This window comes from Sphingomonas trueperi (assembly GCF_011927635.1).
GTDB classification, from domain to species: Bacteria; Pseudomonadota; Alphaproteobacteria; order Sphingomonadales; family Sphingomonadaceae; genus Sphingomonas; species Sphingomonas trueperi.
Map to the genome: position 1 here is coordinate 18920 of NZ_JAATJB010000018.1, position 24456 is coordinate 43375.

The window sequence follows — 24456 nt, forward strand, 5'->3', positions numbered from 1 at the left end:
CAGTAACGGATTGCCCTTCTGCCGTTTCCGGGCTTGTGGCGATTGGGAAACTCGTGTCTCAATCGTGATAAGAGGGACGCTCGACGGTTCACCCCCGAGGACCGCACGCCCCCAAAGGATGGCAAGGTGCAGGAAGAGGATGGCTTCACCCGCTGGATCGAGGCGTGCGCCGCGGGCGAACTGCTCGGCATCGGTGCCGCCGCCCTCTGGTGGGTCACCGTCGATCGCTTCGATCCGGTGCCGGTCGGCCCCACCGCCGAATGGATCGTCTTCTTCGCCAAGGCGCTGAGCGGCTTGATCCAGGGATTGACGCTCGGGCTGCTCCAGGGCTGGGCGCTGCGGCGGCAATTCCCGGCACTCGATCTGCGCGCGTGGGTAGGTGCGACGACGCTGGTCGGTATCGTCGTATGGGCGATCGGCGCCTGGTACGCCGTGTTTCCGCCACTCGATGGCGATCCGCTGCTGCCGCCCGTCGAGACGCTGTTCCAGACCGCGGTTGCCGCCGCCGGCTTCGGGCTGGGGCTGGGCGTGCTGTTCGGCGCGGCGCAGGCGCTGGTGCTGTACCGTGCGGCGGGTCAAGTGCACTGGTGGGTCGCGGTGAGCGCCATCGGCTGGGGCGCCGCGCTGCCGTGCATCTATGTCGCGGCCTCGGTCGGCAGCGCCGAGCCGAGCAGCCTCGAGATCGCCATTCGCGGGCTGATCGGCGGCGTCGTCTCGGGGGTCGTGCTGGGCACGATCACCGGCCTGTCCTTCGCGGTGATGCCGGCGCGGCGCGCGGCCTGATCGCGCTCAGCCGAGGTGCGGCGCGAACAACTGTAACAGCCGCGTGTAGAGCGCCCGCTTGAACGGCACGATCAATTCCGGAAGGTCGGCAGGGTCCGACCAGCGCCAGGCACGGAACTCGGGGTGCGCCGTCGCGATGTCGATATCGCCGTCCTCGCCGAGGAAGCGCAGCAGGAACCAGCGCTGGCGCTGGCCGCGCCACTTGCCCTTCCACACCTTGCCGACCAGGTCGTCGGGCAGGTCATATTGCAGTTCCTCGGGCGCCTCGGCGATCAGCTCGGCATGATGGCGGGCGACGCCGGTCTCTTCCCACAGCTCGCGAAAGGCGGCTTCGAGCGCATCCTCGCCCGGGTCGATCCCGCCCTGTGGCATCTGCCAGGCCTCCAGCGTCGAATCGAGCCGCTGGCCGACGAACACGCGGCCGTCGCGGTTGAGCAGCATCACGCCCGCGCAGGGGCGATAGGGGAGCGAAGCGAGATCGGTCATGGCGCTTCCCTAGAGCGGCGCGGGACCTGACGGAAGGGTCGTCTTTCGAACGGGATTGCCGCTCCCTAGATTGGCCGCGTGATCCCCGTCGTCCACCACCCCGATTATGTCGCGCCGGCACCGGCGGGCAGCGCCTATCTATGGAACAAGAATGGCCTGGTCCGCGACCTGCTCCACGCCGAGGGCGCGCGCATCGCCTGGCACGCGCCCGAGGCAATGCCGCCGCGCTGGCTGGAGGCGGTGCACGATCCCGACTATGTCGCCGAAGTGCTGGAGGCGCGCGTGCCGCCGCACAAGACGCGGCGGATCGGGTTCCCCGTCACCTCCGCGGTCGCGCGTCGATCGGAGCGGGTGCCCGGCGGCACCTTCCTTGCCGCGCGGATTGCGCAGGCCGAGGGGTATGCGGCGAACAGTGCGGGCGGCAGCCACCATGCGCTGGCCGATACCGGCGCGGGCTATTGCGTGTTCAACGACCTCGCCATTGCCGCGGTGCGCCTGACCGAGGAGGGCCATGCCGCTCGCGTGCTGATCGTCGATTGCGACGTGCATCAGGGCGACGGCACCGCGGCGCTCACCGCCGGGCGATCGGACATCGCCACCTATTCGATCCATGCCGAGAAGAACTTCCCCGTACGCAAGGCACGCTCGACCCTCGACATCGGCCTGCCCGATGGGACGGGGGACGACGCCTATCTCGAAACGCTGAAATCGACATTGCTGCCACTGGTCGCTCAGTTCGACCCCGACTTGGTGCTGTACCAGGCCGGCGTCGATCCGTTCGCGGACGATCGGCTCGGGCGGCTGGGGCTGAGCGGTGCGGGGTTGGTGGCGCGCGATCGCTGGGTGGCGGAGACGATGCGACGGCGCGGCATTCCCTTCGCCAGTACCTTGGGTGGTGGCTATGGCAGCGATGCGATGGAGGTGGCGCAGCGGCATGCCACCTCGATCCTCACCCTCGGCGCTACCGCGCTCGGCGACGCTTGCAACTGCCGCAACCAAGGCGCATTTGACGCGGCATGAGCCAATATCCCGCGCTTCGCCTCCGCCGCTCCCGGGCTTCGGCCTGGAGCCGTCGCCTCCATGCCGAAACGGTACTCACTCCCGCCGACTTGATCTGGCCGGTGTTCGTGACCGAGGGGACGGAAGAGGAGCCGATCGCGGCGCTGCCGGGCGTCTCGCGCTGGAGCCTGAGCGGCATCGTCGACCGCGCCCGCGAGGCGCGAGACCTCGGCATCCCTTGCCTGGCGCTGTTCCCCAATACGCCACATGGCTTGCGCACCGAAGACGGCCGCGAGGCGGTTAACCCGGACAATCTGATGTGCCGCGCGATCCGCGCGATCAAGGACGCGGTGCCCGAAGTGGGCGTCCTGACCGACGTCGCGCTCGATCCCTATACCAGCCACGGCCACGACGGCATCGTCGACGCCGCGGGCTATGTCCTCAACGACGAGACATCGGCGGTGCTGACCGAGCAGGCGCTCGTGCAGGCGCAGGCGGGCGCCGACATCGTCGCGCCGAGCGACATGATGGACGGCCGCGTCGGCCAGATCCGCGCCGCGCTGGAAGGCGACGGGCATGTCAACGTGCAGATCATGGCCTATGCCGCCAAATATGCGAGCGCCTTTTATGGACCCTTCCGCGACGCGGTTGGCAGCCGCGGGCTGCTCAAGGGCGACAAGAAGACCTATCAGATGGACCCCGCCAATGCCGAGGAAGCGCTGCGCGAAGTAGCTCTCGACCTGGCCGAAGGTGCGGACAGCGTGATGGTAAAGCCGGGCCTGCCCTATCTCGACATCGTCACCCGCGTGAAGAGCGCGTTCGAAGTGCCTGTATTCGCCTATCAGGTCTCCGGCGAATATGCCATGATCGAGGCGGCTGCCGCGGTTGGCGCGGGCGATCGCGAGGCATTGGTGCTGGAGACGTTGATGGCGTTCAAACGGGCAGGGTGTTCCGGGGTGCTCACTTATCACGCCCCGTTGGCGGCACGGCTGCTCGGCGCGTGATCGAGACGGCGCGGCTGCTGTTGCGGCTGCCCGCGCCGCGCGATTTCGGCGCGCTCCACGCGATGTGGAGCGATCCGGACGTCATGCGCGACCTCGGGCCGGTGAAGACCCCGGCGCATAGCCGGGCAACGATCGCCCGGCATCTCGGCTATGGCCCCAGCCACGGTCTAGGCTTCCAGGTGGTCGAGCGGCGGGAGGACGGCGCGGTCCTCGGCTTTTGCGGGCTCAAGCCCGGTGCGCCCGACACGCCGATCGCCGGCGAGCTCGAGATCGGCTGGATGTTCGCGCGTGCCCATTGGGGCAAGGGCTATGCCCGCGAGGCGGCCCTGGCGACCCTCGACTGGGCCTGGTCGCACCGCAGCGAGCCCCGCGTCGTGGCGATCACCGCCGCCTGCAACCTGGCCAGCCGCGCGCTGATGGAGCGGCTCGGCATGCGCTGGTTCGCCGCTTTCGAGCATCCGGTGCAGCCGGAAGGGCATCGCTTGCGTCCCAGCGTCGCCTTCGCCATCCCCCGGCCATGATCGAGACCGAACGACTCCTGCTGCGCGGCTGGGCCGATGCCGACCGCGAACCGTTTCATGCGATGTGCACCGATCCGCGCGTGATGGCGTTCATCGGCCCGGTACAGTCGCGCGCCGAGAGCGATGCCGGGGTCGACCGGCAGATCGGCTTTCTTGACAGCCACGGCCATTGCTTCTGGGCGATCGAGCGGCGCGAGGACGGCCGTTTCCTCGGCTTTTGCGGCCTCAAGCCGGGTGCTGCCGGCACCCCCATCGACGGCGAGGTCGAGATCGGCTGGCGGCTCGCCGTCGAGCATTGGGGGCAGGGCTATGCCGGCGAGGCGGCGGAGGCGAGCCTCGCCTGGGGCTGGCGACGGCTCGACGTGCCGAGCATCGCCGCGATCACCGTGGAAGCAAATGCCCGCAGCTGGGGGCTGATGGAGCGGCTCGGCATGCAGCGCGCGCTCGATGCCGATTTCGATCATCCGGCCGCCATTCCCGAACTGCGGCGCCACCGCACGTACCGCATCGCCCGCCCGTGACGGAGGCGCAGGCCGGCGGCGCCCGCCGCGCGCTGTTCGTCGCTGCCATTCTCGGCGGATCGTTCCTGCTGTTCCTGATCCAGCCGATGGTCGCGCGGATGGCGCTGCCGCGGCTCGGCGGCGCGCCGGCGGTGTGGAATTCGGCGATGCTCGTCTACCAGGCGTTGCTGCTGGTCGGCTATGGCTATGCGCATTGGCTGGGGCGGTTCCGCGTACGGACCCAGGCAAGCGTGCATCTCGGCGTGCTCGCCTTCGCGGCGCTGTGGCTGCCCATCGGGCTGGGGACCATGCAAGTCCCCGCAGGTGCCGAGCCTGCTTTATGGGTGCCATGGCTGCTCGTCGCCGCGATTGGGCCGTTATTCCTCGCCATTTCCGCGCAAGCACCTTTGCTCCAGCGCTGGTATGCGGTGGCGAGCCATGGGCGCGACCCCTATGCGCTCTATGCCGCCTCGAACATCGGCAGCTTCGGCGGCCTGCTCGCCTATCCGCTGCTGGTCGAGCCGCTGCTGCGGCTGCGGAGCCAGAGCTGGCTGTGGACGATCGGCTATGCGCTGGTGGCGCTGCTGGTGCTCGCCTGCGCCAGCCGTCTGCCCAAGGGCGAGGCGCTGCCCGCGTCCCGCACCGATCGCTCCGCGACGGTGGCGCGGGACTGGGTGCGGTGGATCGTGCTCGCACTCGTGCCCTCGGGGCTGATGCTGGCGACGACGACCTTCCTCACCACCGATATCGTCGCGGTGCCGCTGTTGTGGGTGCTGCCGCTCGGGCTGTACCTGTTGAGCTTTCCCGTCGCCTTCCGCAGCTCGGCCTTGCTCGACGACCTGCTCGCGCGCTGCGTGCCCCTCGTGCTGCTGCTGTTTGGCGCAACGCTGGTCGCCGGGGATTCGCGGCTCGCCTATTTCAACGCGCTGATCGGCTTGGTGCTCCTGTTCGCGGTTGCGGTTGCCTGCCATGCCCGGCTCTACGCGCTGCGCCCGCCGCCCGAGCGGCTGACCGGCTTCTATCTCGCCATGGCAGTGGGCGGTGCACTGGGCGGCGTCTTCGCCGGACTGCTGGCGCCGATACTGTTCGACTGGACCTATGAATATCCGCTGCTGATCCTCGCCGCCGGACTGCTGATCCCGCAACGCGCGCTGACCGGCGAACTCGCGCAGCTGTGGGCGAGCCGCTATCGGCTGTCCGTGGGGCTGGCGCTGAGCGCCGCGGTGGTGGCGATCGTGATCGTCGCATTGCACGTGCAACTGCTTGGGCCGATCCAGATCCAGCTGGGCTTCGTCGCGGTGGCGGTGATCGGGCTGGTGACGATCGGCGCGCGCTGGCCGTTCGCCGTGGCGCTGGCGGGTGGGCTGTTCCTGTTCGGCGGCTATACCGCGATCGAGACCTCGCTCAGCGGCGCGCGGACCCGCAGCTATTTCGGCGTCTACACGGTGAGTGATCAGCCCGATCAGCGCCGCCTCGCGCACGGCACCACGGTGCATGGCGTGCAGCTTAAAGGTGCCCGGGCGGCGCGGCCTACGACCTATTATCAGGCGGGATCGGGCGTGGGGCAGGCGATGCTCGCGGCACCCGCGCTCTATGGGCCGAGCACGCGCGTCGGCGTCGTCGGGCTCGGTACCGGCACGCTCGCCTGCTATGCGCGGCCCGGCCAGGCCTGGCGCTTCTTCGAGATCGACCCTGCGGTGGTCCACCTCGCCCGCGACTCCGGCAAGTTCAGCTTCCTGCGCCTTTGCGCCCCGCAGGCGCGGATCTCCGTCGGCGACGCGCGGCTGCGGCTGAGCGAACTGCCAGCGACCAGCCTCGACCTGCTTGCGCTCGACGCCTTCTCCTCGGACGCGGTGCCGATGCACCTGATGACCGCCGAGGCCTTCGCCACCTATGGCCGCGTGCTGGCGCCAGAGGGGGTGCTGCTCGTCCATATCTCGAACCGCTTCCTCGCGCTTGCGCCGGTGGTGGCCGGGGCCGCGAAGGCCGGCGGATGGCAGGGGCTGCGGCTGGTTCATGTGCCGAGCGCGCTCGAACGGCAGGACGAAGGCGCGGTATCGGACTGGATCGCGCTCAGCCGCTCGCCGCGGGTGCTGGCAGCGTTGAAGGCGCGCGATGGCGAATGGCGTCCGCTGGTTGGCCAGCCGGGCTTCACCGGCTGGACGGACGATCACGCCTCGCTGGTACCGGTGCTGCGGCTGTTCCGCCCGGCGGGGGAGGACTAGCCGCGCCCGAGTTCGCGCGCGATCGCGACGAACTCGGCGACACTGACGGTCTCGGCTCGGCGGCTCGCGTCGATGCCGAGCGTCTCCAGTGCCGCCAGCGCGCCGGGAACCGACTTGAGGCTCTGGCGCAGCATCTTCCGGCGCTGGCCGAAGGCGGCGGCCGTCACCGCCTCCAGGATGCGGAGCTGCACGCCCTCGGGCGCCGCGCCGGGGACGATGTGCACCACCGCCGACATCACCTTGGGCGGCGGGGTGAACGCCGAGCGATGGACGTTCATCGCGATCCGCGGCGTGCTCCGCCACTGGGCGAGCACCGCCAGGCGGCCATAATGTTCGGTACCCGCCTGTGCGACGATCCGCTCGGCGACTTCCTTCTGGAACATCAGCGTCAGGCTCGCCCACCAGGGCTGCCATTCGGCCGAGAGCCAGCCGACCAGCAGCGCGGTGCCGACATTATAGGGCAGGTTGGCGACGATGTGCGGCTTGCCCGCGAACAACGCCGGTGCGTCGACCTCCAGCGCATCGCCCTCGATAACGCGGAGTTTCTCGGGGAAATAGCCGCCCAGTTCCTCCAGCGCGGGAATGCAGCGCCGGTCGCGCTCGACGGCGGTGACGCTGGCGCCCGCCTGGAGCAGCGCGCGGGTCAGGCCGCCGGGGCCTGGGCCCACCTCGAAGACCTCTGCACCGGAGAGGTCGCCGGGCACCTTGGCGATGCGGCTGAGCAGCTGACCGTCGAACAGGAAATTTTGGCCGAGCGCCTTGCTGGCACTCAGTTGGTATCTGGTGATGACGTCGCGGAGCGGGGGCAGGGCAGTCACGCGGTGGCTTCTGCCCGGCGCTGCGCCGCTTCGGTGGCCATACGAATCGCGGCGATCATCGCACCCGGATGCGCGAGATCCTGCCCGGCAATGCCGAAGGCGGTGCCATGGTCGGGCGAGGTGCGCACGATCGGCAGGCCCAGCGTCATGTTGACGCCGTCGTCGAAATGGAGCGTCTTGATCGGGATCAGCGCCTGGTCGTGATAGAGGCAGAGCGCCGCGTCATAGCCTTGGCGGGCGCGCGCGTGGAACAGCGTGTCGGCGGCGTACGGCCCGCTCGCATCGATCCCGTCGGCGCGGAGCTGTTCGATCGCCGGTGCGAGCACTTCGATTTCTTCCCGCCCGATGGCGCCGTTTTCGCCCGCATGCGGGTTGAGCCCGGCGAAGGCGAGGCGGGGGCTTGCGATGCCGAAATTGCGCTGCAGCCCGCGCGCGGTGACGCGGCCCTTGGCGACGATCAGCTCGACGCTGATCAGCGACGGCACCGCCGCCAGCGGGACGTGTACGGTGATCGGCACCACGCGCAGCGTCGGCCCGGCGAGCATCATCACGGCATTGTCGGCGGTGATGCCGCAGCGTTCGGCGACGAACTCGGTCTGGCCCGGGTGCGAGAAGCCGATCGCGTAGAGCTGCGATTTGGAGACAGGGCCCGTCACCAGCGCGCCCGCGGCCCCGGCGCTGGCGAGGCCGGTCGCCACCTCCAGCGATTGGAGCGCGATATGCGCGGTGCCGAGCGACGGTGCGCCGGGCACCACCGGACCGGTATCGCCGATCGGCAGCACCGGCAGCGCCTCGCCGAATGCCGCGAATGCCTCGCGCGGATCGCCGATCTGCGCGATCGGTCCGCGCCACACGGCGCGCACCGCTACGGGGTCGCCCACCGCGAAGAACGGCGCGAGGCGTTCGGCCCCGCGCGCTTCCCACGCCTTGGCAGTGATTTCCGGCCCGATCCCCGCCGAGTCGCCCATGGCGACGGCGAGCGGAGGCAGGAAGGCGCCTCCTGCCGTCACGTCAGCGATATTCGATCAGCGCGTCGCGGCGCAGGTCGCGCAGCATGCGCTCGGCGCGCAGGTTGACGCGCTGGTCCTCCAGCTGCTCCTGCACCTGCTCGACCGACGGCGTGTTGGCGGCGGGCGGATCGTCGCGGCCGCAGATCACCAGCACACGCACGCCGTCCTCGATCGAGCCGAAGGGCTGGGTCGCTTGGCCGACCTGCAGCGGCAGGATCAGGTTCTGCAGTGCGGGCGGCAGATCCTTGATGACGATGTTGTCGCGATCGACCACTTCGGCGCCCTCGGCCGAGGCGACCTTGCTCACGTCACCGCAGCCGCGGATCGCCTGGGTCGCCTTGGCGAAGGAGGCGGCACGGGTGCTCGCCTGGGCCTCGGTGATGCCCTTGGCGAAGGCGAGCGACAGCTGGCGGAGGCTCAGCTTGGCATCGCGCGGGTCCGAGATGCCGACCTTGTGCTTGTCCGCCAGGTATACGATCGAGAAGCCCGCCGAGAGCGGGATCGGCCCCGCGACCTGGCCCGGTTGCATTTCCTGCACCGCTTGCGCCAGCTGCTCGGGCAGCATCGCCGGCTGGATCCAGCCGAGATCGCCGCCGCGGGCGCGGGTCGAGCTCTGCGAATAGGTGCGGGCGAGATAGTCGAACGGCGTGCCCGAGCGCATCTGCTCGATCATCTTCTGCATGCCCGCGGAGACTTCCTGGGCGCGATCGGGCGTGGCGTTCTGGTAGATTTCGTAGACGTGGTATTCGTCGGTGCCCTTCTGGGCGGTGAGGCGGTCGATCATCGCCTTCACTTCGGTCTCGCCCACATTCACGTTGACGCGTTTGCGCAGCAGGCGGCTCCAGGCGAGCTCGGCCTCGATCTGGCGCTTGATCGAACGCTCGGACGAACCGATCTCGCGCAGCCAGGCGCGCATCTGCTCGGGCGTCTTCTGGAAGCGGGTGGCGACGCGGCTGAAGCTGTTCTCGATCTCGCGCGGATCGACCTTGATCTCGTTGGCCTTGGCCTCCTGGATCTCCAGCGTCTCGTCGATCAGCTGGCGGAGCATGGCGAGCTTGAGCTGCTCGCGTTCCTCGGGCTTCAGGGTCAGCTTCTGCATGCCGGTGACGAGCGCGACGCGCTGGTCCACCTCGGTGCCGGTGATCACATAGTCGTTGACGATCGCGGTGGGCTTGCGGACGTTCGGGTCGGCCTTGCCGAAAATCTCCAGCGTGCTGGGCAGATCGAGCCCGTTGCTCACGCCGGCCTGGCCATCCTGCCCCGCGGAGGTCTGGGCGATCGCCACCGTCGCCAGGGCAGCGAACCCCGCGCCGGCCAGCCACTTCGCACCCGTTCCCGCAATCCTGCCCACACCCATCATCACTTCAGAACGACCCTTATCCTCAAACGGGAAGCAGCGCTTATAGCGCAATTGTGCCTGAACCAAGGCTGAGCGCCGAATCCCCCAGACCGGGCCTTCTAGCGGCCGAGGTTCTTGAAGGCGAGGGTGAGCAGATAGGAGTTGCCGCGCTGCGCGTCACCGGTGGTCGCATAGTCGCGCCGCCAGGTGGTGCCGATGCGCAGGCAGTCGTCCTCGTAGAACAGCCCGATGCGGTGGCGGATCGGCTGGAAGCCATTGGCCAGCGACAGCGGATCTTCCTGCTTGTCGGTGAGATCGATCAGCGTCGAGCCCGACAGCGACCAGAAGCGCGCGAACTGGACGCGTGCGCCGAGACGAAGCTCCTCGCGGTCTTGGAGGTCCTCCAGCGTCGGATCGACATTGCGGTTGAGGCGGAGGTAGCCGACCGTGACATAGGTTGCGCGCGACCCGACCGACATGTCGATCTCGTTCCGGCGCACCGCCAGCCCGTCCTTGTCGAGCCGGTAGCGGTGGGTGAGGCTGACGAAATCGTGGAAGCGGATCACCGTACGGCCGACGATGTCGGACATGCGATCGGTGAGGCCGGTGCCATTGGGGAACAGCGTGGGCCGCGTGGTCAGGCGGTAGCTCTGGCCGACATTGGCCTCGACGCTGATGCCGGGCAGATAGAGCGCGTAATCGAGCCCGTAGGTGAAGCGCGTCGAATCCTCGAAGCGATCATAGCCCGCGAAGCGGTTGAGCGCGAACAGGTTGGAATCTTCGAGATCGACCGCGCGGGCGTCCTCGTTGGGAACTTCCATGTTCGCCAGGTGGGGCGCGACCACCATCTGCACGCGCGGGGTGATCCGCTGCGACCCGCCGAGGAATTCGCCGACGAAGGGCCATTTCACGTCGAGCGCGCCGGCGGCGATGCCGCGGAAGCGGAAGCCGTCCTCGCCGCGATAGCTCGCCACCGTCGTCGCGATCGTGTCGGACGTGTTGTAGACGTCGCCGCGGGTATAGGCCGTCAGGCTGACTTCCTGGCCCCAGTTGGTGAGCCGCCGGATGCTCCACTGTGCGCTGGTGAAGGCGCGCTGGGTGTCCTGCCCGCCGGTGCGGGTGAGTGCGAGGGTGTTGACCTCGAAGTCGAACTTGCCGCCGAGCAGCCCGTCGTCGAGACGGCGACGATAATCGATCTCGGGCAGCGCCACCGGCTGCAGCCCCTGGCGGTCGCCCACGCGCAGCGTCTGCACCGCCCAGGCGTTGATCACGAAATAGCTGTCGGCGTCGATCCGTTCGACGGCGAGGTTGTTGCGCAGCCGGTCGTCGCGCGAAATGTCGTAGCGGCGCAGGAAGGTGCGGTCGCTCGCGACGCGGAACGACGCGCGAACGTCCCAGTTGGTGTCGAGCTGATACCGTCCGGCCAGGTCGAGGTAGCCGCGGAAATCGTTGCGGAGCGTCGCCGGCGTCGGTGTCACGGTAAGGTCGTCGGCGCGGCGGCTATAGGTGCCGTACGCCTGCAGGCGGAAGGCGCCGAGGCTGTTGAGCTCGCGATAGTCCGCCTGCAGCATCGGCAGCGTGTCGGAAAAGACCCGCGGCGTGACGGTCAGGTCGCGATTGGGCGCGATGCTGAAGAAATAGGGAAGGGCGAGCTGAAGGCCGTTGGTGCGGCTGTAGCGCGCGTCGGGCGTCAGGAACCCCGAATCGCTCTGGCCGCCCGCCGGATGCGAAAAGGCGGGCAGCGGGATCGTCACGAACTTGAACACCGAGATGCGCGCGCCCTTGTAGCGCAGCCGGTGCTTGGCCGGGTCGTAGACGACGCGGTCGGCGGTGATCTTCCAGGACGGTTCCTTGGGGCAGCCCGAGCTGTCGGAGACCGAGCAAGGCGTGTAGGCGGCGTTCTCCACCGTGATCACGCCGCCGTCGTTGCGCGAACCGCGCGCGGCGGCGATGCGGCCGCCGGCTTCCAGCACCACCAGCATGTTGTCGACCACGCCATCCTTCAGCGTGTCGGTCAGCTCGATGCTGTCTCCGTAGGCGGCATCGCCCTCCGGGTTGGCGACGACGATGTTGCCGGTGGCCATCACCTTGCCGGTGCGGCGGTCCCAGGTGACCTTGTCGGCGCGGAGGCGGTTGCTTTCGCGGTACATGCGCACGTCACCGCTGGCCGTGACGACGTCGCTGTTCATGTCGTAGTCGAGCTGGTCGGCGGTGAACTGGACCTGCTTGGGATCGTCGGGCAGGCCATTGGCCGGCGGCGGCGCGGGCTCTGCCGGACGGTCCTGCAGATCGGCGGCGGGGAGCGTGGTGCCGGCAGCCTGATCGACGGGCAGGGGACGCGAATCGGGCGCCTGCTGGGCGCGTGCCTGCGCCGACAGGCACAGACCGAGCGCGGCCGGAAAGAACATGGCCTTGCGCTTCACGAAAACTCCCACCTGTATCGACACTCCCCGGCAACGGGCATCGACGTGCCCTATCGCAGCGATTGCGGCTCCGCAACGGGAGGCGCGTTGGCCCCAACGCACATCCGGGCTAAGGGGCCCCGCATGCAGGTCGATTTCTATCACCTTACCGTCGCGCCGCTCGATCGCGTGCTTCCGTCGATCGCCGAAAAGGTGCTGGCCAACGGCGGCCGGCTGCTGATCGTCGCCGGGGATCCGGTGCTGCGTACCCGCATCGACCAGTTGCTCTGGAGCTACCAGCCGGCGAGCTTTCTGCCGCATGCCCAGGCCGGTGGCGACTGGGACAGCGAGCAGCCGGCATTGATTGCGGAGACGGTCGCACCGGCGAACGGTGCCCGCAATGTCGCGCTGGTCGACGGCCTCTGGCGCAACGAAGCGCTGGATTTCGACCGCGCCTTCCATCTGTTCGACGAGGATAGCATCGGCGCGGCCCGTGTCGCCTGGCGCGCCCTGGGCGGCCGCGAGGGCGTCGAGCGGCGCTATTGGCGACAGGACGAAAATGGCCGCTGGGCGCAGGTCGCCTGAGCTTGCATTGAAGACGTTGCGGGACTAGGGAGCCGCCACTTCCTTCCATCACCAATTACAGGAGCCGCACGGCCATGGCCGCGACCCGGACCTTTTCGATCATCAAGCCCGATGCCACCCGCCGCAACCTGACCGGCGCCGTCACCAAGATGCTGGAAGAGGCCGGCCTGCGCGTCGTCGCCTCCAAGCGCATCCAGATGACCCGCGAGCAGGCCGAAGGCTTCTACGGCGTCCACAAGGAGCGCCCCTTCTTCAACGACCTCGTCTCGTTCATGATCTCGGGTCCGGTCGTGGTGCAGGTGCTCGAGGGCGAGAACGCCGTGCAGCGCAACCGCGACATCATGGGCGCCACCAACCCGGCGAACGCCGAACCGGGCACGATCCGCAAGGAACTGGCCGAGTCGATCGAAGCCAATTCGGTCCATGGTTCGGACTCGGAAGAGAATGCCGCGATCGAGATCGCCTTCTTCTTCAAGCCGGAAGAAATCGTCGGCTGATAGGTTGACGGTTACTCGGTAGAAAAGGGCCGCGCTTCCGACGGGAGGCGCGGCTTTTTTTGTGCTTCTTTTCTAAGCCCCTCTTCCTTGGAGGAGGGGCGGGGTGGAGGGATTTCAGAACAGGCGTTCGTCTCGGTGGGGCCTACCGCGGCAGGGTGATCGTCGCAGTCAGCCCGCCACCCTCCCGGTTCCCCAGCGCGATCGTTCCCCCGGCGTCGTTGACGATCGCCCGCGCCAGCGCCAGCCCCAGCCCGATCCCGCCGGTATCGCGGTTGCGCGACTGTTCCAGCCGGGTGAAGGGGTTGAACACCGCCTCCAGCTTGTCCGCCGGAATGCCGGGCCCGCGATCGCACACCTCGATCGTCACCCGCTCGGCCTCGGGGATCAGCCGAACCTCGGCCCCGCCGCCATACTTCACCGCATTCTCGATCAGGTTGCGCACCGCTCGGCGCATCAGCGTCGGCCGCAGGCGCATCTTGAGCCGTTCGGGCTCCTCGAAGGTCACGTCGTGGTCGAGATCGCGGAAATCCTCGACCACCGCATCGACCAGCGCGCCGAGATCGACATCGGTATTCGGCTCGCTCGGCCGACCGAGCCGCGCCAGCGACAGGATGTCGTCCAGCGTGCGGCTCATCTCGTCGACCGTGTCGGCCATCCGCGCGCGATCGTCTTCGTCCTCGACCGACTCGATCCGCACCCGCAGCGCCTGAAGCGGCGTACGCAGGTCGTGTCCGATCGCGCCGAGCATCCGGTCCTTCTCGTCGAGCATCGAAGTCACCCGTCGGCCAAGCGCATTGTAGGCGGCGATCAGCGCACGCACGTCACTCGGCCCGCGCTCGCGGATCGGGGCGGTGTCGTCGCCGGGGCGGAAGGTCCGCGCAGCCTCGGTGAGGGTGCGCAGCGGCCGCGCGATCCGTCCGCCGACCAGCAGCACCGGCACCAGCACGACGACGTAGAGGATCAGCGTCTGCGCGGCGAGCTGCCAGATCAGGTCAAATTCGGTGCGGGGCCAAGGTGTCGCGAGGGTCAGCCAGCCCTTGCCGGGCAGTTCGACCGCGACCAGCATCTCCGCCCCCATCCGCCGCAGCCGCTCGGCGCGCAGCGGGTCGAGCCTGGGGTCGCGCAGACGTTCCGGTCGGACCGGGCGCAGCGCCGCCATGATCGTACCGGCGCGCAGCCCGGCATCCTCGAGCCCGCGCCGGAGATCACGTTCAACATCGGGGCGGCGCCGAGCGATTTCGTTCGCGAACGGGTTTTCCGCATGCAGGCGTACATGGGTGCGAGGGTCGGAGAGGAAGCGCCTCTTCGCAGCCCCTGGCTGGCGCGGGGGTTCGCGCTGGAGGACGAGCAGGCGTTCGGCTGCGTCGGCCAGCCGCGTGGTAGCGGGCGCAATCACCAGAGCGAACCGCGCCTTTTGCCGCTCATGGAGCAGCAGCCCGAAATTGATCGCCTGCGCGACGAACAGCGCCGCCGCGACGAGCAGGGCGATGCGCGCGATCAGGCTGGTGGGCAGGAAGCGCCTCAAAGCCGGGTGACCTCGGCCGCCAGCGTATAGCCGCCGCCCCACACGGTCTTGATGATCGAAGGGTTCTTGGCGTCGGTCTCGATCTTCTTGCGCAATCGGCTGACCTGATTGTCGATCGCGCGATCGAACGCCGCCGCCTCGCGGCCCTGGGTGAGGTCGAGCAGTTGGTCGCGGGTGAGCACCTGGCGCGGCCGTGTGACCAGCGCGTGGAGCAGATTATATTCGCCGGTAGACAGCGGCACCGACACACCCTCGCGGTCGACCAGCGTGCGCTCGCCGGTGCGGAGCACCCAGCCGGCAAAGGCGAAGGAGCCGGTTTCGGGTGCATGCTGCTTGGCGCCGCCTGCCGACCAGCGGCGCAGCACCACCTTGATCCGGGCGGAAAGCTCGCGGGGGCTGAACGGCTTCACGACATAATCGTCGGCGCCCATCTCCAGCCCGACGATCCGGTCGGTTTCCTCGCTGCGCGCGGTGAGCAGGATCACCGGGGTCTCGCTGGTCTCGCGGATATGGCGGCACAGGCTCAGCCCGTCCTCGCCGGGCATCATGATGTCGAGCACCACCAGATCGATCGCATAGGCGTTGAGCCGCGCCCGCGCGCTTTCGGCATCGCCCGACTGGGTGACGCGGAAGCCCTGCTTGGTGAGATATTGCGCGAGCGGCTCGCGGATCGAGCGCTCGTCGTCGACGAGCAGCAGGTGGGGAACCTCGGACATGGTCACCAACGTAGCGCCTTTGGCAGCGGGGAAAAGAGCCGGGCGGGAGGGAGGAGATCCGCGAAGCGTCGCAGTGACGCGCCAGGGGAGGCGCGTCTGATCCCGACGGGGACGGGATCGGCGATGCCCGCGGCCTCCCGCCCGGCTGCTCCGGCCGGCGTCAGTTGCCGTCGGCCGGAGGAGGGGGCGGCATGTCGCCGGCGGGCGGACCCTGGCGACCACGCCAGCCGCCGCCGCGGCGCATCTGCATCATCTTCTGCGCGGCAGCCTGACGCTCGGCAGCGTCGATCTTGCCATCATGGTTGGTATCGATCCGGTCGAACATCCGGGCGGCGCGGGCCTGTTCGTCGGCGAGGGTGAGATCCTTCTTGGGCGCCATGCGGGCACCCATCCGGGCGCGCTGCTGCGTCATATAGGCCTCGCGCTCCTCGGGCGTAACCTTGCCGTCGTGATTGGCGTCCATCGCGTTGAAGCGGGTTGCGACGCCTGCGAGCATCTCGTCGCGGGTGACGATGCCGTCCTTGTTCTGGTCGGCCATCGCGAGCGGATCGTGGCGAGGGCCGCGCGGGCCGTCCTGCGGTTCCGCCTGGGCGGCAAGCGCCGAGCCCGCGAGCAGCGAGGCGCCGAGCGCGGCGAGGGTGACACGTTTCAGCATCCGGAACTCCTGGAGAAGAAGGGGATGCCGGGGGCGGGGGCAGACCCCCGGCACGCACCTTGTTTCCCCTGCCGCTGTCGCACGGGTTTGTCATCGCCCGGGCTAAAGTGTCGCAATTTGTCGTGTGCTATTCGGCGGGCGCCTGCTGGACGCGCGGTACGACCTTCCATTCGATCAGCAGCAGCGCGCTCAGGGCCAGCACCGCCGCCACCGCGAAATTGCCCCCCTGGAACCCGCGCTCCGATCCATAGGCCAAAGCCTGGCTGAGGACGAGCGGCCCGAGGATCAGCGCGACGCTGCCGAGTGCCGCCATGCCGCCCTGGAGCGCGCCCTGGCGCGACGGATCGGTCATCCGGGAGAGCAGGGCGTTGATCGACGGGAAGGCGAGGCCCTGAAAGGCGGCAAAGGGGATGATCGCGAAGACCATCCAGGTCTCCCGCGCGAAGCAATAGCCGATGAAGGCGAGGCCCCCGGCAAGCATGCCTAGCACCACGGTCCGCTCCTCGCCCCAGGCGGCGATCGCGCGACCGGTGACGAAGCTCTGCACCAGCGCCATGCAGATGCCCGAGGCGGCGAGCGAGGCGCCGATCATCCGTTCGTCCCAGCCCAGCGCGATCTCGCCGAAGAACGCCCAGGTCGCCGGATAGACCATGTGCGCGAGCTGCCAGAGGAAGGCGGCGAGCAGCAGCGGCTTGGCATTGCCCGCCTCGAACAGCGGCCGGAACGCGGCGAAGACGTGCGCGTCGCGCAGGCGGAACGGGCGTCGGCGCGCGGGCGCCATCGTCTCCGGCAGCAGGAACAGGATCCACAGCGCGTTGAGCCCGGCGAGTGCCGCCGCGGCGATAAACGGCGCGCGCGGCCCCAGGCCGGCGAGCAGGCCACCGACGGCGGGGCCGAGAATGAAGCCGATCCCGAAGGCCGCGCCCATCATGCCGAAGGTCGCGCCGCGCTTCTCCGGCGGAGCGACGTCGGCCAGCACCGCATTGGCCGGGCCGTAGACCGCGCCAGCAACACCGGCGACGATGCGGCCGACGAACAGCCAGCCGATCGTCGGCGCCGCCGCCATCAGCAGATAGTCGATCGCGAACGCCGCCATCGACGCGAGCAGCACCGGCCGCCTACCGATGCTGTCGCCCAGCGAGCCCAGGATCGGCCCGGCTAAGAACTGCGCGACCGCGAACGCCACCAGCATCCAGCCGCCGATCCGCGCGGCATCGTCGAGGTTGGTATGCGACAGCGTGACGATCAGCTTCGGAAGTACGGGCAGGATAACGCGAAGCCGATCGAATCGATCAAGACGGCGGCAAGCACGATCGGCACGGCGCGATGGTGAAAGTGCATGCGGTCCCCTCCCCGGAGGAAGCATAGCGTACCGCAATCCGGCCGCGCGCGCCACGTCGTGCGGACGAGTGCGGGAAGTGTGAGAGCCGTCAACGCCTTACTGCGCGCGGGCGAGCGTGGCGTGCGCAGGATGCCAATCCGGTTGGGCAACACTGTGCTTTCTCAGCAACGATTGCATTCAAGTGGCATTTTGCAACTTTAGTTTTGCTTGACGCCGCTGGCCACAAGGCGTGTATTCGAGCTTCGGGTATGGAGCGGAACCACAGCTCCAACCTCGGTGGAGAGGAAAGATATGCGGCTACGCCTTATGTCGGCCTGTGCAGTGCCGGCACTCGTCATGGCGCTCGCAGCGCCCGCGCTCGCGCAGGAAACACCCCAGGAACAGCAGGACGCCGCCGGGCGAGCCGTCCAGTCCGACAACGAGATCATCGTTACCGCGCAGGGTCGCGCCCAGGCGCTGGCCGACGTTCCGCTGGCGGTCTCTGCGGTCAGCGCCGAGACGCTGCAGCAGACCGGTGCCAACGACATCCGCGCGCTGAACCAGGTCGCGCCGTCGCTGCTGGTCTCCTCGACGGGCAGTGAAGCCAATGGCTCCGCGCGTATTCGAGGGATCGGTACGGTCGGCGACAATCCCGGCCTGGAAAGCTCGGTCGCGGTGTTCATCGACGGCGTCTATCGTTCTCGCTCCGGCATCGGTCTCAGCGAGCTCGGCGATCTCGAGCGGATCGAGGTGCTGCGCGGGCCGCAGGGCACGCTGTTCGGCCGCAATGCCTCGGCCGGCCTCATCAACATCGTCTCGAAGAAGCCGGAGTCGATCTTCTCGGCGGGGGCCGAGGCGACCTATGGCAATTACGAGACAATCCGCCTGCAGGGCTTCGTCAACGTGCCGCTGAGCAGCACCGTGGCGGGCCGGCTCGACGGCGTCTACATGAAGCGCGACGGTTTTTACCGCGACGTCACCAACAATCGCGACGTCAACAATCGCGATCGCTACTTCCTGCGCGGCCAGCTGCTGTTCGAACCGACCAGCGACATCCAGATCCGCGTGATCGGCGACTATACCCATCGCAACGAAGAATGCTGCGGCGCGGTCTATGTCGATTCCTCGATCAACCCCTATATTGGCAGCCTGAACAGCCCGACCGCGAACAACATCGTCCGGGTGCTGCGCGATCTTGGCCAGCCGATGGCGGCGTTCAGCAATCCGTATAGCCGCGATCTCTATGTCTCTCGGGGGCGCAGCTATGGCGGCATCACCGAGGATTGGGGCGGCTCGGTGCAGCTCGACTGGAACCTGGGCAATGTGAAGCTCACCTCGATCACTGGCTATCGCAATTATTTCTCCAGCCAGGGTGCGGACACCGATTACAGCGCGGTCGACCTGCTCTATCGCGCCCCCAATGCGGACTCCTCGCGCGCGTTCGAGACGTTCAGCCAAGAGCTCCGCCTCAACGGTACCGCGTTCAACGAGAAGCTCGACTGGCTGGTCGGCGGCTATTTCGCCAACGAGGACCTGACGCTCGTCGACAATCTCCGCTTCGGCAGCCAGTATGGGCGCTTCGCCACCTGCCGGATCGTCTCGGGCAGCGCGCTCGCCGCCCTCTACAACCCGGCAGCGGCGGGCTGCCTTGCCGCGCGGCCGGCGCTGTTCGGTGCCGCGAGCCCGCTGATCTATGCGGCGTTCGACCGGCTCGACGGAATCAACGATCGCGGCACGACGCGCGACTATTTCAAGCAGAACAGCCGCAACTGGGCGCTGTTCACCCACAATATCTTCCACGTCACCAAAGGCTTGGACCTTACCCTGGGCCTGCGCTACACCAATGAGCGCAAGCGGCTGAACGCGACCTTCGGCAACGACAACACCGCCTGCGTCGCCAACCAGACGTCGCTGCTGCCGCTCCGCTCGGTCGCCTCGCTCACCGCGACGATCGACGGCATTCTCGGCCTGTCCTGCCAGGGCAATTCCACCGCCGAGCTCAACGGCGTTGCGATCAGCGATACCCGCAAGGAGGACCAGTTCACCGGCACCGCGATCCTCTCCTACAAGCCGACCGACGACCTGCTGCTCTACGGCAGCTATTCGCGCGGCTACAAGGCGGGCGGGTTCAACCTCGACAAGTCGGCGCTCAAAGTGCCGATCCTGCCCTTCGCGGCAGTGGGCGGCGCGCAGGCGCTGACCGCCAACCTCCAGTTCGCGCCGGAAACCAACAACGCCTTCGAGATCGGGCTGAAATACTCGACCCGGAAGTTCAGCCTGAACCTTTCGGCCTTCCGTCAGCAGTTCAAGAACTTCCAGCTCAACACCTTCAACGGCACCGTTTTCCTGGTGCAGAACATCAACGGCTGCACCGCCAGCCTGGGCGGCGGCGATCGCGACCAGAGCAAGTTCAGCACCGCGACCAACTTCAACGCCGCGGCGTCCACCACCGGGGCCTGCTCGTCCTCGAACGTCAGCTACGGCGTGGTGTCGCAGGGCGTCGAGCTCGAAGCCTCGATCGTGCCGGCGCGCGACTTCCGCGTCGGACTGGGCCTGACCTATGCCGATACCCATTATCGCGACCAGCTGGTCGGCAGCGACGCCGGCGCACCGCTCGACCAGGCGCTTCGACTGCTGCCGGGGCAGCAGCTGTCCAACGCGCCGGAGATCGTCAGCACCGCATCGGTGGCCTGGACGCCGCCGCTCGGCAGCTCGGGCCTCAGCGGGCTGATCTATTTCGACGCGCGCATGACCGGCGACTTCAATACCGGCTCGGACCTGTTCCCGCAGAAGATCCAGGACGGCTTCACGCTGGTCAACGGCCGCATCGGCATCCGCGGCAAGGATGAGCGCTGGGCGATCGAGTTCTGGGGACAGAATATCTTCAACCAGAACTACACCCAGGTGGTGTTCAACTCGCCCTTCCAGGAGGGTGCCGCCACCGCGCCGTTCACCGATCCCAAATATCCGGGCGGCCGCCAGCTCTTCTCGGCCTATCTCGCCGAGCCGCGCACCTACGGTATCACGCTGCGCACCCGTTTCTGACTTTCCTGGGGAGGAAAGCACTGGGCCGGAGGCACGATCCTTCGGCCCGTTTTTTGCCCCGCACGCGGGAGAACCGTAGCTTTACTCGCAACGATTGAAATTCTTTTGCGAGAGAGGACGTCGGCGCCGAATTCCCGCATATGAGGATAGGTGTTGGAATAGAGCATCTTCGAGGGGAAAGTTGATGTCTTCGATCCGTCCGTTGCCGCAGGCCGCCGATCTTGCCGGCGTAGCCACCGTTGCGCCCGTGGGTAATGACACCAAAGCTGCTGAGGCCACGCCGGCGGCAGTGGAGCCGTCGGCGGCAGCAGCCGACCCGCGCGGCGTGCAGCTCGCGTCCGACACGGCGAATGCGCTGCTCGCAGCGCAATCCGACAAGCCTGAGACCGCCAAGCCCAAAGACGAGGCGCCGTCCGTCTAGGAGATGTTCGTGCCGGCCCTGGAGGGCTTCTCCTCGCATGAATTCGCCATGGGGATCAGCGACCCTACGCGGGTCAGCAGTTCGGCGGGATTGAACGATGCCGAGGTGTTGAAGGACGTGCGGGCACGGTTCGACGATAAGACGGCGCGCATCGGGGCGGATGTAAACAAGAACACGAGCGAATATGTCTACGCGATGATCGGCGATCTCGATACCCGCTCGATGGCGCTGGTCGCTGCCGACACCAGTGGCACCTTCTCCGACGAAGAGAAGAATCTGGCTGTCATGGCGACGCAGTGGCAGGATCACTTCCGCGCTGGCGGCTATGTCGGGTCGCCCGAACTGCATAACACCTATATCGGCATGGGGCTTTCGGCCGTTCGGCCGGAAGATCGCGCAGAGGTCATGCGCGTGTATGACGGCGAGGCGGCGAAGGATACGAGCGTGCGCAGCCAGCTAGGCCGGGCTTCCGCGCGGGTCACGCTGGGCGAGGAGCAGAGCAAGTCGGTGTTCGGCGACATTTCGGCGAGCACCAATCCGGATGACAAGATGCTGAGCCTGCTGGTCGAAGCCATGACCAAGGCGAAGGAGACCGACCCGCAGATCACCAGCAAGCTGCACGGTATCAACACCGCCGACGATCTGAAAAAGGCAGAGTGGTTCAAGCCCTATGTCGAGCGGTTCAACCAGCTGCTGGACGAGCAGGCGGCGAATTCGGTCAAGGCAGCCTGAAAGCTGCCTGGTCGTCGCGGCGCAGCTTCAGTGAAGCAGTGCCGTGTCGGATGCCGTTCCGGCCGCACCGCGCGTGGGCGAGAGCGGCGGGATCTTCGCCGCGCGCAGGATCTCGGTCGCGCGCTCCATCCCGACCGCGGGCGAGAAGAGGTGCCCCTGGCCATAGGCACATCCGATGCTGCGCAGCCGTTCTGCCTGCAGCTCGGTCTCGACCCCTTCGGCGATCACCCGCATGTCGAGCTCCTGCGCGATGTGCAGCACGCCCTCGACGATCGCGCGGCTGGCGCTGTTCTGCAGCAGCTGGTCGGTGAAGCTCTTGTCGATCTTGATGAAGTCGACCGGCATGGTCAGCAGGTGGGTGAGCGAGGCATAGCCGGTGCCGAAATCGTCGAGCGCCACCAGCAGCCCCTGGGCACGGAACCAGCGCAGCGTATCGGCGACGACGGTGTCGCCCTGGCCAAGATACACCGTCTCGGTGATCTCCAGCACCAGATGGTGCAGCGGCACGCCGTACCGCGCCAGCGTCTCTGGGATCATCTCGCGCAGCCGGGCGCCGTGGAAGTCGCTCGATGAGAAATTCATGCCGACATGCGGCGGCGCGATGCCGAGGTCGCACCAGTGGCGCAGGTCGGCGGCGACGCGTTCGAGCATGCGTGCGGTGATCGCACCGGCGACCTTGCCGTCGGTGGTTGCCTCGAAGAATTCGGCGGCGGAGACGATGCGGTCCTCGGTGCGCATTCGGCATAGCGCCTCGAAGCCGAGGATCTCGCCGGTCTTCAGGTCGAACAGCGGCTGGTAATAGGGGAGGAGTCGATTCTCGGCGAGCGCGCGCTCCACCGCATGGATCGCATCGAGCCGCCGGGCCATGCGGGTGGCGATGCCGGGCACGTAGCGGACGAAGCTGCCGCGCGCGGTTTCCTTGGCATGGTAGAGCGCGAGATCGGCATTGAGCCGCACCTGTTCGGCCGTCTCGCTTTCGCCGATCAGCGCGCCGCCGGCGGTCGCGCGGGGGACGACGTTGCGTTCGCCATCCTCGATCGGTTGGGCAAGCGCATCGAGCAGCATGCGCGCGGCTTCGGCCGGGTCGGCGAGCGCCGCTGGGCTCTGCACCAGCACCGCGAATTCGTCGCCGCCGAGGCGATAGGCGCGATCGGGGGCGGCGGCTTCGGACAGGCGCCGCGCGGCGTGGATGATCAACGCATCGCCCGCGGCATGGCCGAACGTGTCGTTGACGATCTTGAGATTGTCGAGGTCGACGAGGATCAACCCCCAGGCCCCTGGCTCGCTGCAATCCAGGTCGCTGAGCGAGGTGGTGAAGGCCGAGCGATTGGGCAGGCCGGTGAGCCCGTCGAGTTGCGCGCGACGAACGTGTTTGGCGCGCCAGATATCCTGTTCGATCGCGATCGCGCACAGGTGCAGGCAAACCTGGATGATCCGCCGTTCCATCGGCGTGGGCCCGCGCGGCACGCGATAGTAGAAGGAAACGACGCCGGTCACCTCGCCGCGGGCGTTCGTGATCGGGTTCGACCAGCAGGCGTGCAGCTCCAGCGGGCGGGTCAGGTCGAGATATTTGGCCCAGTTGGGATCGGTCTCGATATCGATGCTCGCGACCGGCTCGCCGTGATAGGCAGCGGCGCCGCACGAGCCGACCTTGGGGCCGATCATCATCCCGTCGACCGCCTCCAGATAGCGTTCCGGAAGGCTTGGGCCGGCAACGGGATGGAGCCGCCCGGCGAGATCTACCCGAAGAATCATGGAACGGACATCGGGCAGGCGCACTTCCACCTCGCGGCACAGCCGATCGGTGACCGAGGCAAGATCGGCGCCTTTGGCGACAAGCTCCAAGATGTTATTCTGAAGCGATATGTCCACGTCGCCCCCATGTGCAGGTGCGTGCACCTTGCCCGGATCGGCCTTGCCTGCGGCATAATGCATGCTTCCGTAAAAGCACGTAGCAGAAAAACGCGCGGCAGCGTAGGGGAGGCCGCATGCGCAACCAGCTCCACGCTTCCGCCTCGGGCGCCGCTGCCCGACCGAGCCGCTCCGCATGATCCGCGGTGGCATCTTCGCAGCGCTCTCGCTGCTCATCGCGGTCCCTCAGGCGAGTGACACGGCGCCGTACCTCGCCGCGGGCCAATATCCCGACGGCATGGCGATCCTGCCGCCGCCGCCGGCGCTCGACAGCCCCGGCGCTGCCCTGGACATGGCGGTGTTCCGGGCAACGCGGAAGCTGGAGGGCACCCCGCGCTGGCGGATCGCCACCGACGACGTCACCAACGATCCGCTGCGCCGCAACGCCTGCGCGATGGGGATGGTGCTCGACGTCAAGACTGCGCCGGCACTTGCCCGGCTGCTCGATCGCGCAGGCACGGGCCCGGTCGTCGGCAGGGTGAAGGCTGCCTACCAAGTGCCGCGTCCCTATCTGCGCGAGGACGGCCCGATCTGCGAGGCCAAGACCGCACATCTCGCCAGCAATGGCGACTACCCGTCGGGGCACACCGCCAATGGTTGGCTGGAAGCGCAGATCCTCGCCGAGGTGATGCCCGACAAGGCGACTGCGATCCTCGCGCGCGGCCGTGCCTATGGCGAGAGCCGGGCGATTTGCGGGTCGCACAGCAAGAGCGCGGTCGAAGCCGGCTACATGGCCGGCGCCTCGGTGTTCGCGGTGCTGCAGACCTCGCCCGCCTACCAGCGGGATCTCGCGGCGGCGCGGCAGGAAGCGGCGCGGCTGCGCACTACCGCGCCGCGCCCCGATGCACAAAGCTGTGTCGCGGAAGCGGAGGCCCTTCGCGTCCGCCCCTGGTGATCGAGGCCTGATTTCGATGTCATGAAGCTGTCGCGCAGGCCCGTCACAAGCGCGGCGCTTCATGGG

Annotated in this window: 22 protein-coding genes; 12 read left to right on the forward strand and 10 right to left on the reverse strand. The window is 68.0% G+C overall.

Features of this window, described 5'->3' with window-relative positions; all coding sequences use genetic code 11:
- Positions 1-126 precede the first annotated feature (126 nt).
- On the forward strand, positions 127-783 hold the full coding sequence (locus tag GGR89_RS19610) for a hypothetical protein (RefSeq protein ID WP_125973757.1): 657 nt from the start codon (positions 127-129) through the stop codon (positions 781-783).
- A gap of 6 nt (positions 784-789) precedes the next feature.
- Here the strand turns inward: GGR89_RS19610 and GGR89_RS19615 are convergent, their stop codons facing one another.
- Positions 790-1269 (reverse strand): RNA pyrophosphohydrolase, encoded by a 480-nt coding sequence (locus GGR89_RS19615; protein WP_125973755.1) that lies wholly within the window; start codon positions 1267-1269, stop codon positions 790-792.
- A gap of 78 nt (positions 1270-1347) precedes the next feature.
- Between GGR89_RS19615 and GGR89_RS19620 the strand changes: the two genes are divergently transcribed.
- Genes GGR89_RS19620 through GGR89_RS19640 form a run of 5 tightly spaced genes read left to right on the forward strand, consistent with a single transcriptional unit; the run spans position 1348 to position 6518 of the window.
- Positions 1348-2289 carry a histone deacetylase family protein gene (locus GGR89_RS19620; RefSeq protein ID WP_125973753.1) on the forward strand — a complete coding sequence of 314 codons (942 nt, stop codon included), beginning with the start codon at positions 1348-1350 and terminating at the stop codon, positions 2287-2289.
- Entirely contained in the window at positions 2286-3272 is a 987-nt protein-coding gene (gene hemB, locus GGR89_RS19625) for a porphobilinogen synthase (RefSeq protein ID WP_125973751.1), read from the forward strand. The genes GGR89_RS19620 and hemB overlap by 4 nt, the downstream gene beginning before the upstream one ends.
- The gene (locus GGR89_RS19630; protein WP_125973749.1) at positions 3269-3793 is read left to right on the forward strand and encodes a GNAT family N-acetyltransferase; all 525 of its coding nucleotides are present in this window, start codon (positions 3269-3271) and stop codon (positions 3791-3793) included. Before hemB ends, GGR89_RS19630 begins: the two co-directional genes overlap by 4 nt.
- A complete protein-coding gene (locus GGR89_RS19635) occupies positions 3790-4314 on the forward strand; it encodes a GNAT family N-acetyltransferase (protein WP_125973747.1) in 525 nt (174 codons plus the stop codon). The genes GGR89_RS19630 and GGR89_RS19635 overlap by 4 nt, the downstream gene beginning before the upstream one ends.
- Positions 4311-6518 (forward strand): fused MFS/spermidine synthase, encoded by a 2208-nt coding sequence (locus GGR89_RS19640; RefSeq protein WP_167713057.1) that lies wholly within the window; start codon positions 4311-4313, stop codon positions 6516-6518. The genes GGR89_RS19635 and GGR89_RS19640 overlap by 4 nt, the downstream gene beginning before the upstream one ends.
- Here GGR89_RS19640 and rsmA read toward each other — a convergent pair.
- The 4 genes from rsmA to GGR89_RS19660 form a co-directional block, all read right to left on the reverse strand.
- Positions 6515-7336 (reverse strand): 16S rRNA (adenine(1518)-N(6)/adenine(1519)-N(6))-dimethyltransferase RsmA, encoded by an 822-nt coding sequence (gene rsmA, locus GGR89_RS19645; RefSeq protein ID WP_125973745.1) that lies wholly within the window; start codon positions 7334-7336, stop codon positions 6515-6517. The genes GGR89_RS19640 and rsmA overlap by 4 nt on opposite strands.
- A complete protein-coding gene (gene pdxA / locus GGR89_RS19650) occupies positions 7333-8346 on the reverse strand; it encodes a 4-hydroxythreonine-4-phosphate dehydrogenase PdxA (protein ID WP_125973743.1) in 1014 nt (337 codons plus the stop codon). Before pdxA ends, rsmA begins: the two co-directional genes overlap by 4 nt.
- A gap of 1 nt (position 8347) precedes the next feature.
- Complete coding sequence (locus GGR89_RS19655; RefSeq protein WP_241213557.1) at positions 8348-9706, reverse strand: peptidylprolyl isomerase; 1359 nt, start codon at positions 9704-9706, stop codon at positions 8348-8350.
- A gap of 98 nt (positions 9707-9804) precedes the next feature.
- Complete coding sequence (locus GGR89_RS19660) at positions 9805-12093, reverse strand: LPS-assembly protein LptD (RefSeq protein ID WP_209092424.1); 2289 nt, start codon at positions 12091-12093, stop codon at positions 9805-9807.
- A gap of 138 nt (positions 12094-12231) precedes the next feature.
- Here GGR89_RS19660 and GGR89_RS19665 point away from each other — a divergent pair, with 138 nt between their 5' ends.
- A complete protein-coding gene (locus tag GGR89_RS19665) occupies positions 12232-12672 on the forward strand; it encodes a DNA polymerase III subunit chi (protein ID WP_125973739.1) in 441 nt (146 codons plus the stop codon).
- A gap of 74 nt (positions 12673-12746) precedes the next feature.
- Positions 12747-13169, forward strand: a complete 423-nt coding sequence (gene ndk, locus GGR89_RS19670; RefSeq protein WP_125973737.1) for a nucleoside-diphosphate kinase — start codon at positions 12747-12749, stop codon at positions 13167-13169.
- A 142-nt stretch (positions 13170-13311) separates the two neighbouring features.
- Here the strand turns inward: ndk and GGR89_RS19675 are convergent, their stop codons facing one another.
- The 4 genes from GGR89_RS19675 to GGR89_RS19690 all read right to left on the reverse strand — a co-directional run bounded on the left by GGR89_RS19675 (position 13312) and on the right by GGR89_RS19690 (position 17431).
- On the reverse strand, positions 13312-14694 hold the full coding sequence (locus tag GGR89_RS19675) for a sensor histidine kinase (protein WP_125973735.1): 1383 nt from the start codon (positions 14692-14694) through the stop codon (positions 13312-13314).
- On the reverse strand, positions 14691-15410 hold the full coding sequence (locus GGR89_RS19680; protein ID WP_125973803.1) for a response regulator: 720 nt from the start codon (positions 15408-15410) through the stop codon (positions 14691-14693). The genes GGR89_RS19675 and GGR89_RS19680 overlap by 4 nt, the downstream gene beginning before the upstream one ends.
- Before the next feature lie 160 nt (positions 15411-15570).
- Positions 15571-16065, reverse strand: a complete 495-nt coding sequence (locus GGR89_RS19685) for an EF-hand domain-containing protein (RefSeq protein WP_125973733.1) — start codon at positions 16063-16065, stop codon at positions 15571-15573.
- Positions 16066-16192: 127 nt separating this feature from the next.
- Positions 16193-17431, reverse strand: a complete 1239-nt coding sequence (locus GGR89_RS19690) for an MFS transporter (RefSeq protein WP_241217839.1) — start codon at positions 17429-17431, stop codon at positions 16193-16195.
- A 267-nt stretch (positions 17432-17698) separates the two neighbouring features.
- On the opposite strand from GGR89_RS19690, the gene GGR89_RS19695 reads away from it, so the two are divergent.
- From GGR89_RS19695 to GGR89_RS19705, 3 genes are all read left to right on the forward strand, one after another.
- Entirely contained in the window at positions 17699-20431 is a 2733-nt protein-coding gene (locus GGR89_RS19695) for a TonB-dependent receptor (RefSeq protein WP_125973731.1), read from the forward strand.
- A 184-nt stretch (positions 20432-20615) separates the two neighbouring features.
- Complete coding sequence (locus GGR89_RS19700; RefSeq protein ID WP_125973729.1) at positions 20616-20852, forward strand: hypothetical protein; 237 nt, start codon at positions 20616-20618, stop codon at positions 20850-20852.
- A 9-nt stretch (positions 20853-20861) separates the two neighbouring features.
- Complete coding sequence (locus GGR89_RS19705; RefSeq protein ID WP_125973727.1) at positions 20862-21584, forward strand: hypothetical protein; 723 nt, start codon at positions 20862-20864, stop codon at positions 21582-21584.
- Positions 21585-21611: 27 nt separating this feature from the next.
- On the opposite strand, the gene GGR89_RS19710 is transcribed toward GGR89_RS19705, so the two are convergent.
- On the reverse strand, positions 21612-23519 hold the full coding sequence (locus tag GGR89_RS19710; protein ID WP_209092411.1) for a putative bifunctional diguanylate cyclase/phosphodiesterase: 1908 nt from the start codon (positions 23517-23519) through the stop codon (positions 21612-21614).
- 112 nt (positions 23520-23631) lie between these two features.
- Here GGR89_RS19710 and GGR89_RS19715 point away from each other — a divergent pair, with 112 nt between their 5' ends.
- On the forward strand, positions 23632-24390 hold the full coding sequence (locus GGR89_RS19715; protein ID WP_125973725.1) for an acid phosphatase: 759 nt from the start codon (positions 23632-23634) through the stop codon (positions 24388-24390).
- Positions 24391-24456: the final 66 nt, after the last annotated feature.

Coding starts and splice junctions, on each gene's coding strand:
- GGR89_RS19615 (WP_125973755.1), bottom strand. CDS start 1,269: ATGACCGATCTCGCTTCGCTCCCCTATCGCCCCTGCGCGGGCGTGATG.
- GGR89_RS19685 (WP_125973733.1), bottom strand. CDS start 16,065: ATGCTGAAACGTGTCACCCTCGCCGCGCTCGGCGCCTCGCTGCTCGCG.
- ndk (WP_125973737.1), top strand. CDS start 12,747: ATGGCCGCGACCCGGACCTTTTCGATCATCAAGCCCGATGCCACCCGC.
- GGR89_RS19715 (WP_125973725.1), top strand. CDS start 23,632: ATGATCCGCGGTGGCATCTTCGCAGCGCTCTCGCTGCTCATCGCGGTC.
- GGR89_RS19635 (WP_125973747.1), top strand. CDS start 3,790: ATGATCGAGACCGAACGACTCCTGCTGCGCGGCTGGGCCGATGCCGAC.
- GGR89_RS19700 (WP_125973729.1), top strand. CDS start 20,616: ATGTCTTCGATCCGTCCGTTGCCGCAGGCCGCCGATCTTGCCGGCGTA.
- GGR89_RS19680 (WP_125973803.1), bottom strand. CDS start 15,410: ATGTCCGAGGTTCCCCACCTGCTGCTCGTCGACGACGAGCGCTCGATC.
- GGR89_RS19710 (WP_209092411.1), bottom strand. CDS start 23,519: ATGCATTATGCCGCAGGCAAGGCCGATCCGGGCAAGGTGCACGCACCT.
- GGR89_RS19690 (WP_241217839.1), bottom strand. CDS start 17,431: ATGCTTCCTCCGGGGAGGGGACCGCATGCACTTTCACCATCGCGCCGT.
- hemB (WP_125973751.1), top strand. CDS start 2,286: ATGAGCCAATATCCCGCGCTTCGCCTCCGCCGCTCCCGGGCTTCGGCC.
- GGR89_RS19655 (WP_241213557.1), bottom strand. CDS start 9,706: ATGATGGGTGTGGGCAGGATTGCGGGAACGGGTGCGAAGTGGCTGGCC.
- GGR89_RS19695 (WP_125973731.1), top strand. CDS start 17,699: ATGCGGCTACGCCTTATGTCGGCCTGTGCAGTGCCGGCACTCGTCATG.
- GGR89_RS19660 (WP_209092424.1), bottom strand. CDS start 12,093: ATGTTCTTTCCGGCCGCGCTCGGTCTGTGCCTGTCGGCGCAGGCACGC.
- GGR89_RS19665 (WP_125973739.1), top strand. CDS start 12,232: ATGCAGGTCGATTTCTATCACCTTACCGTCGCGCCGCTCGATCGCGTG.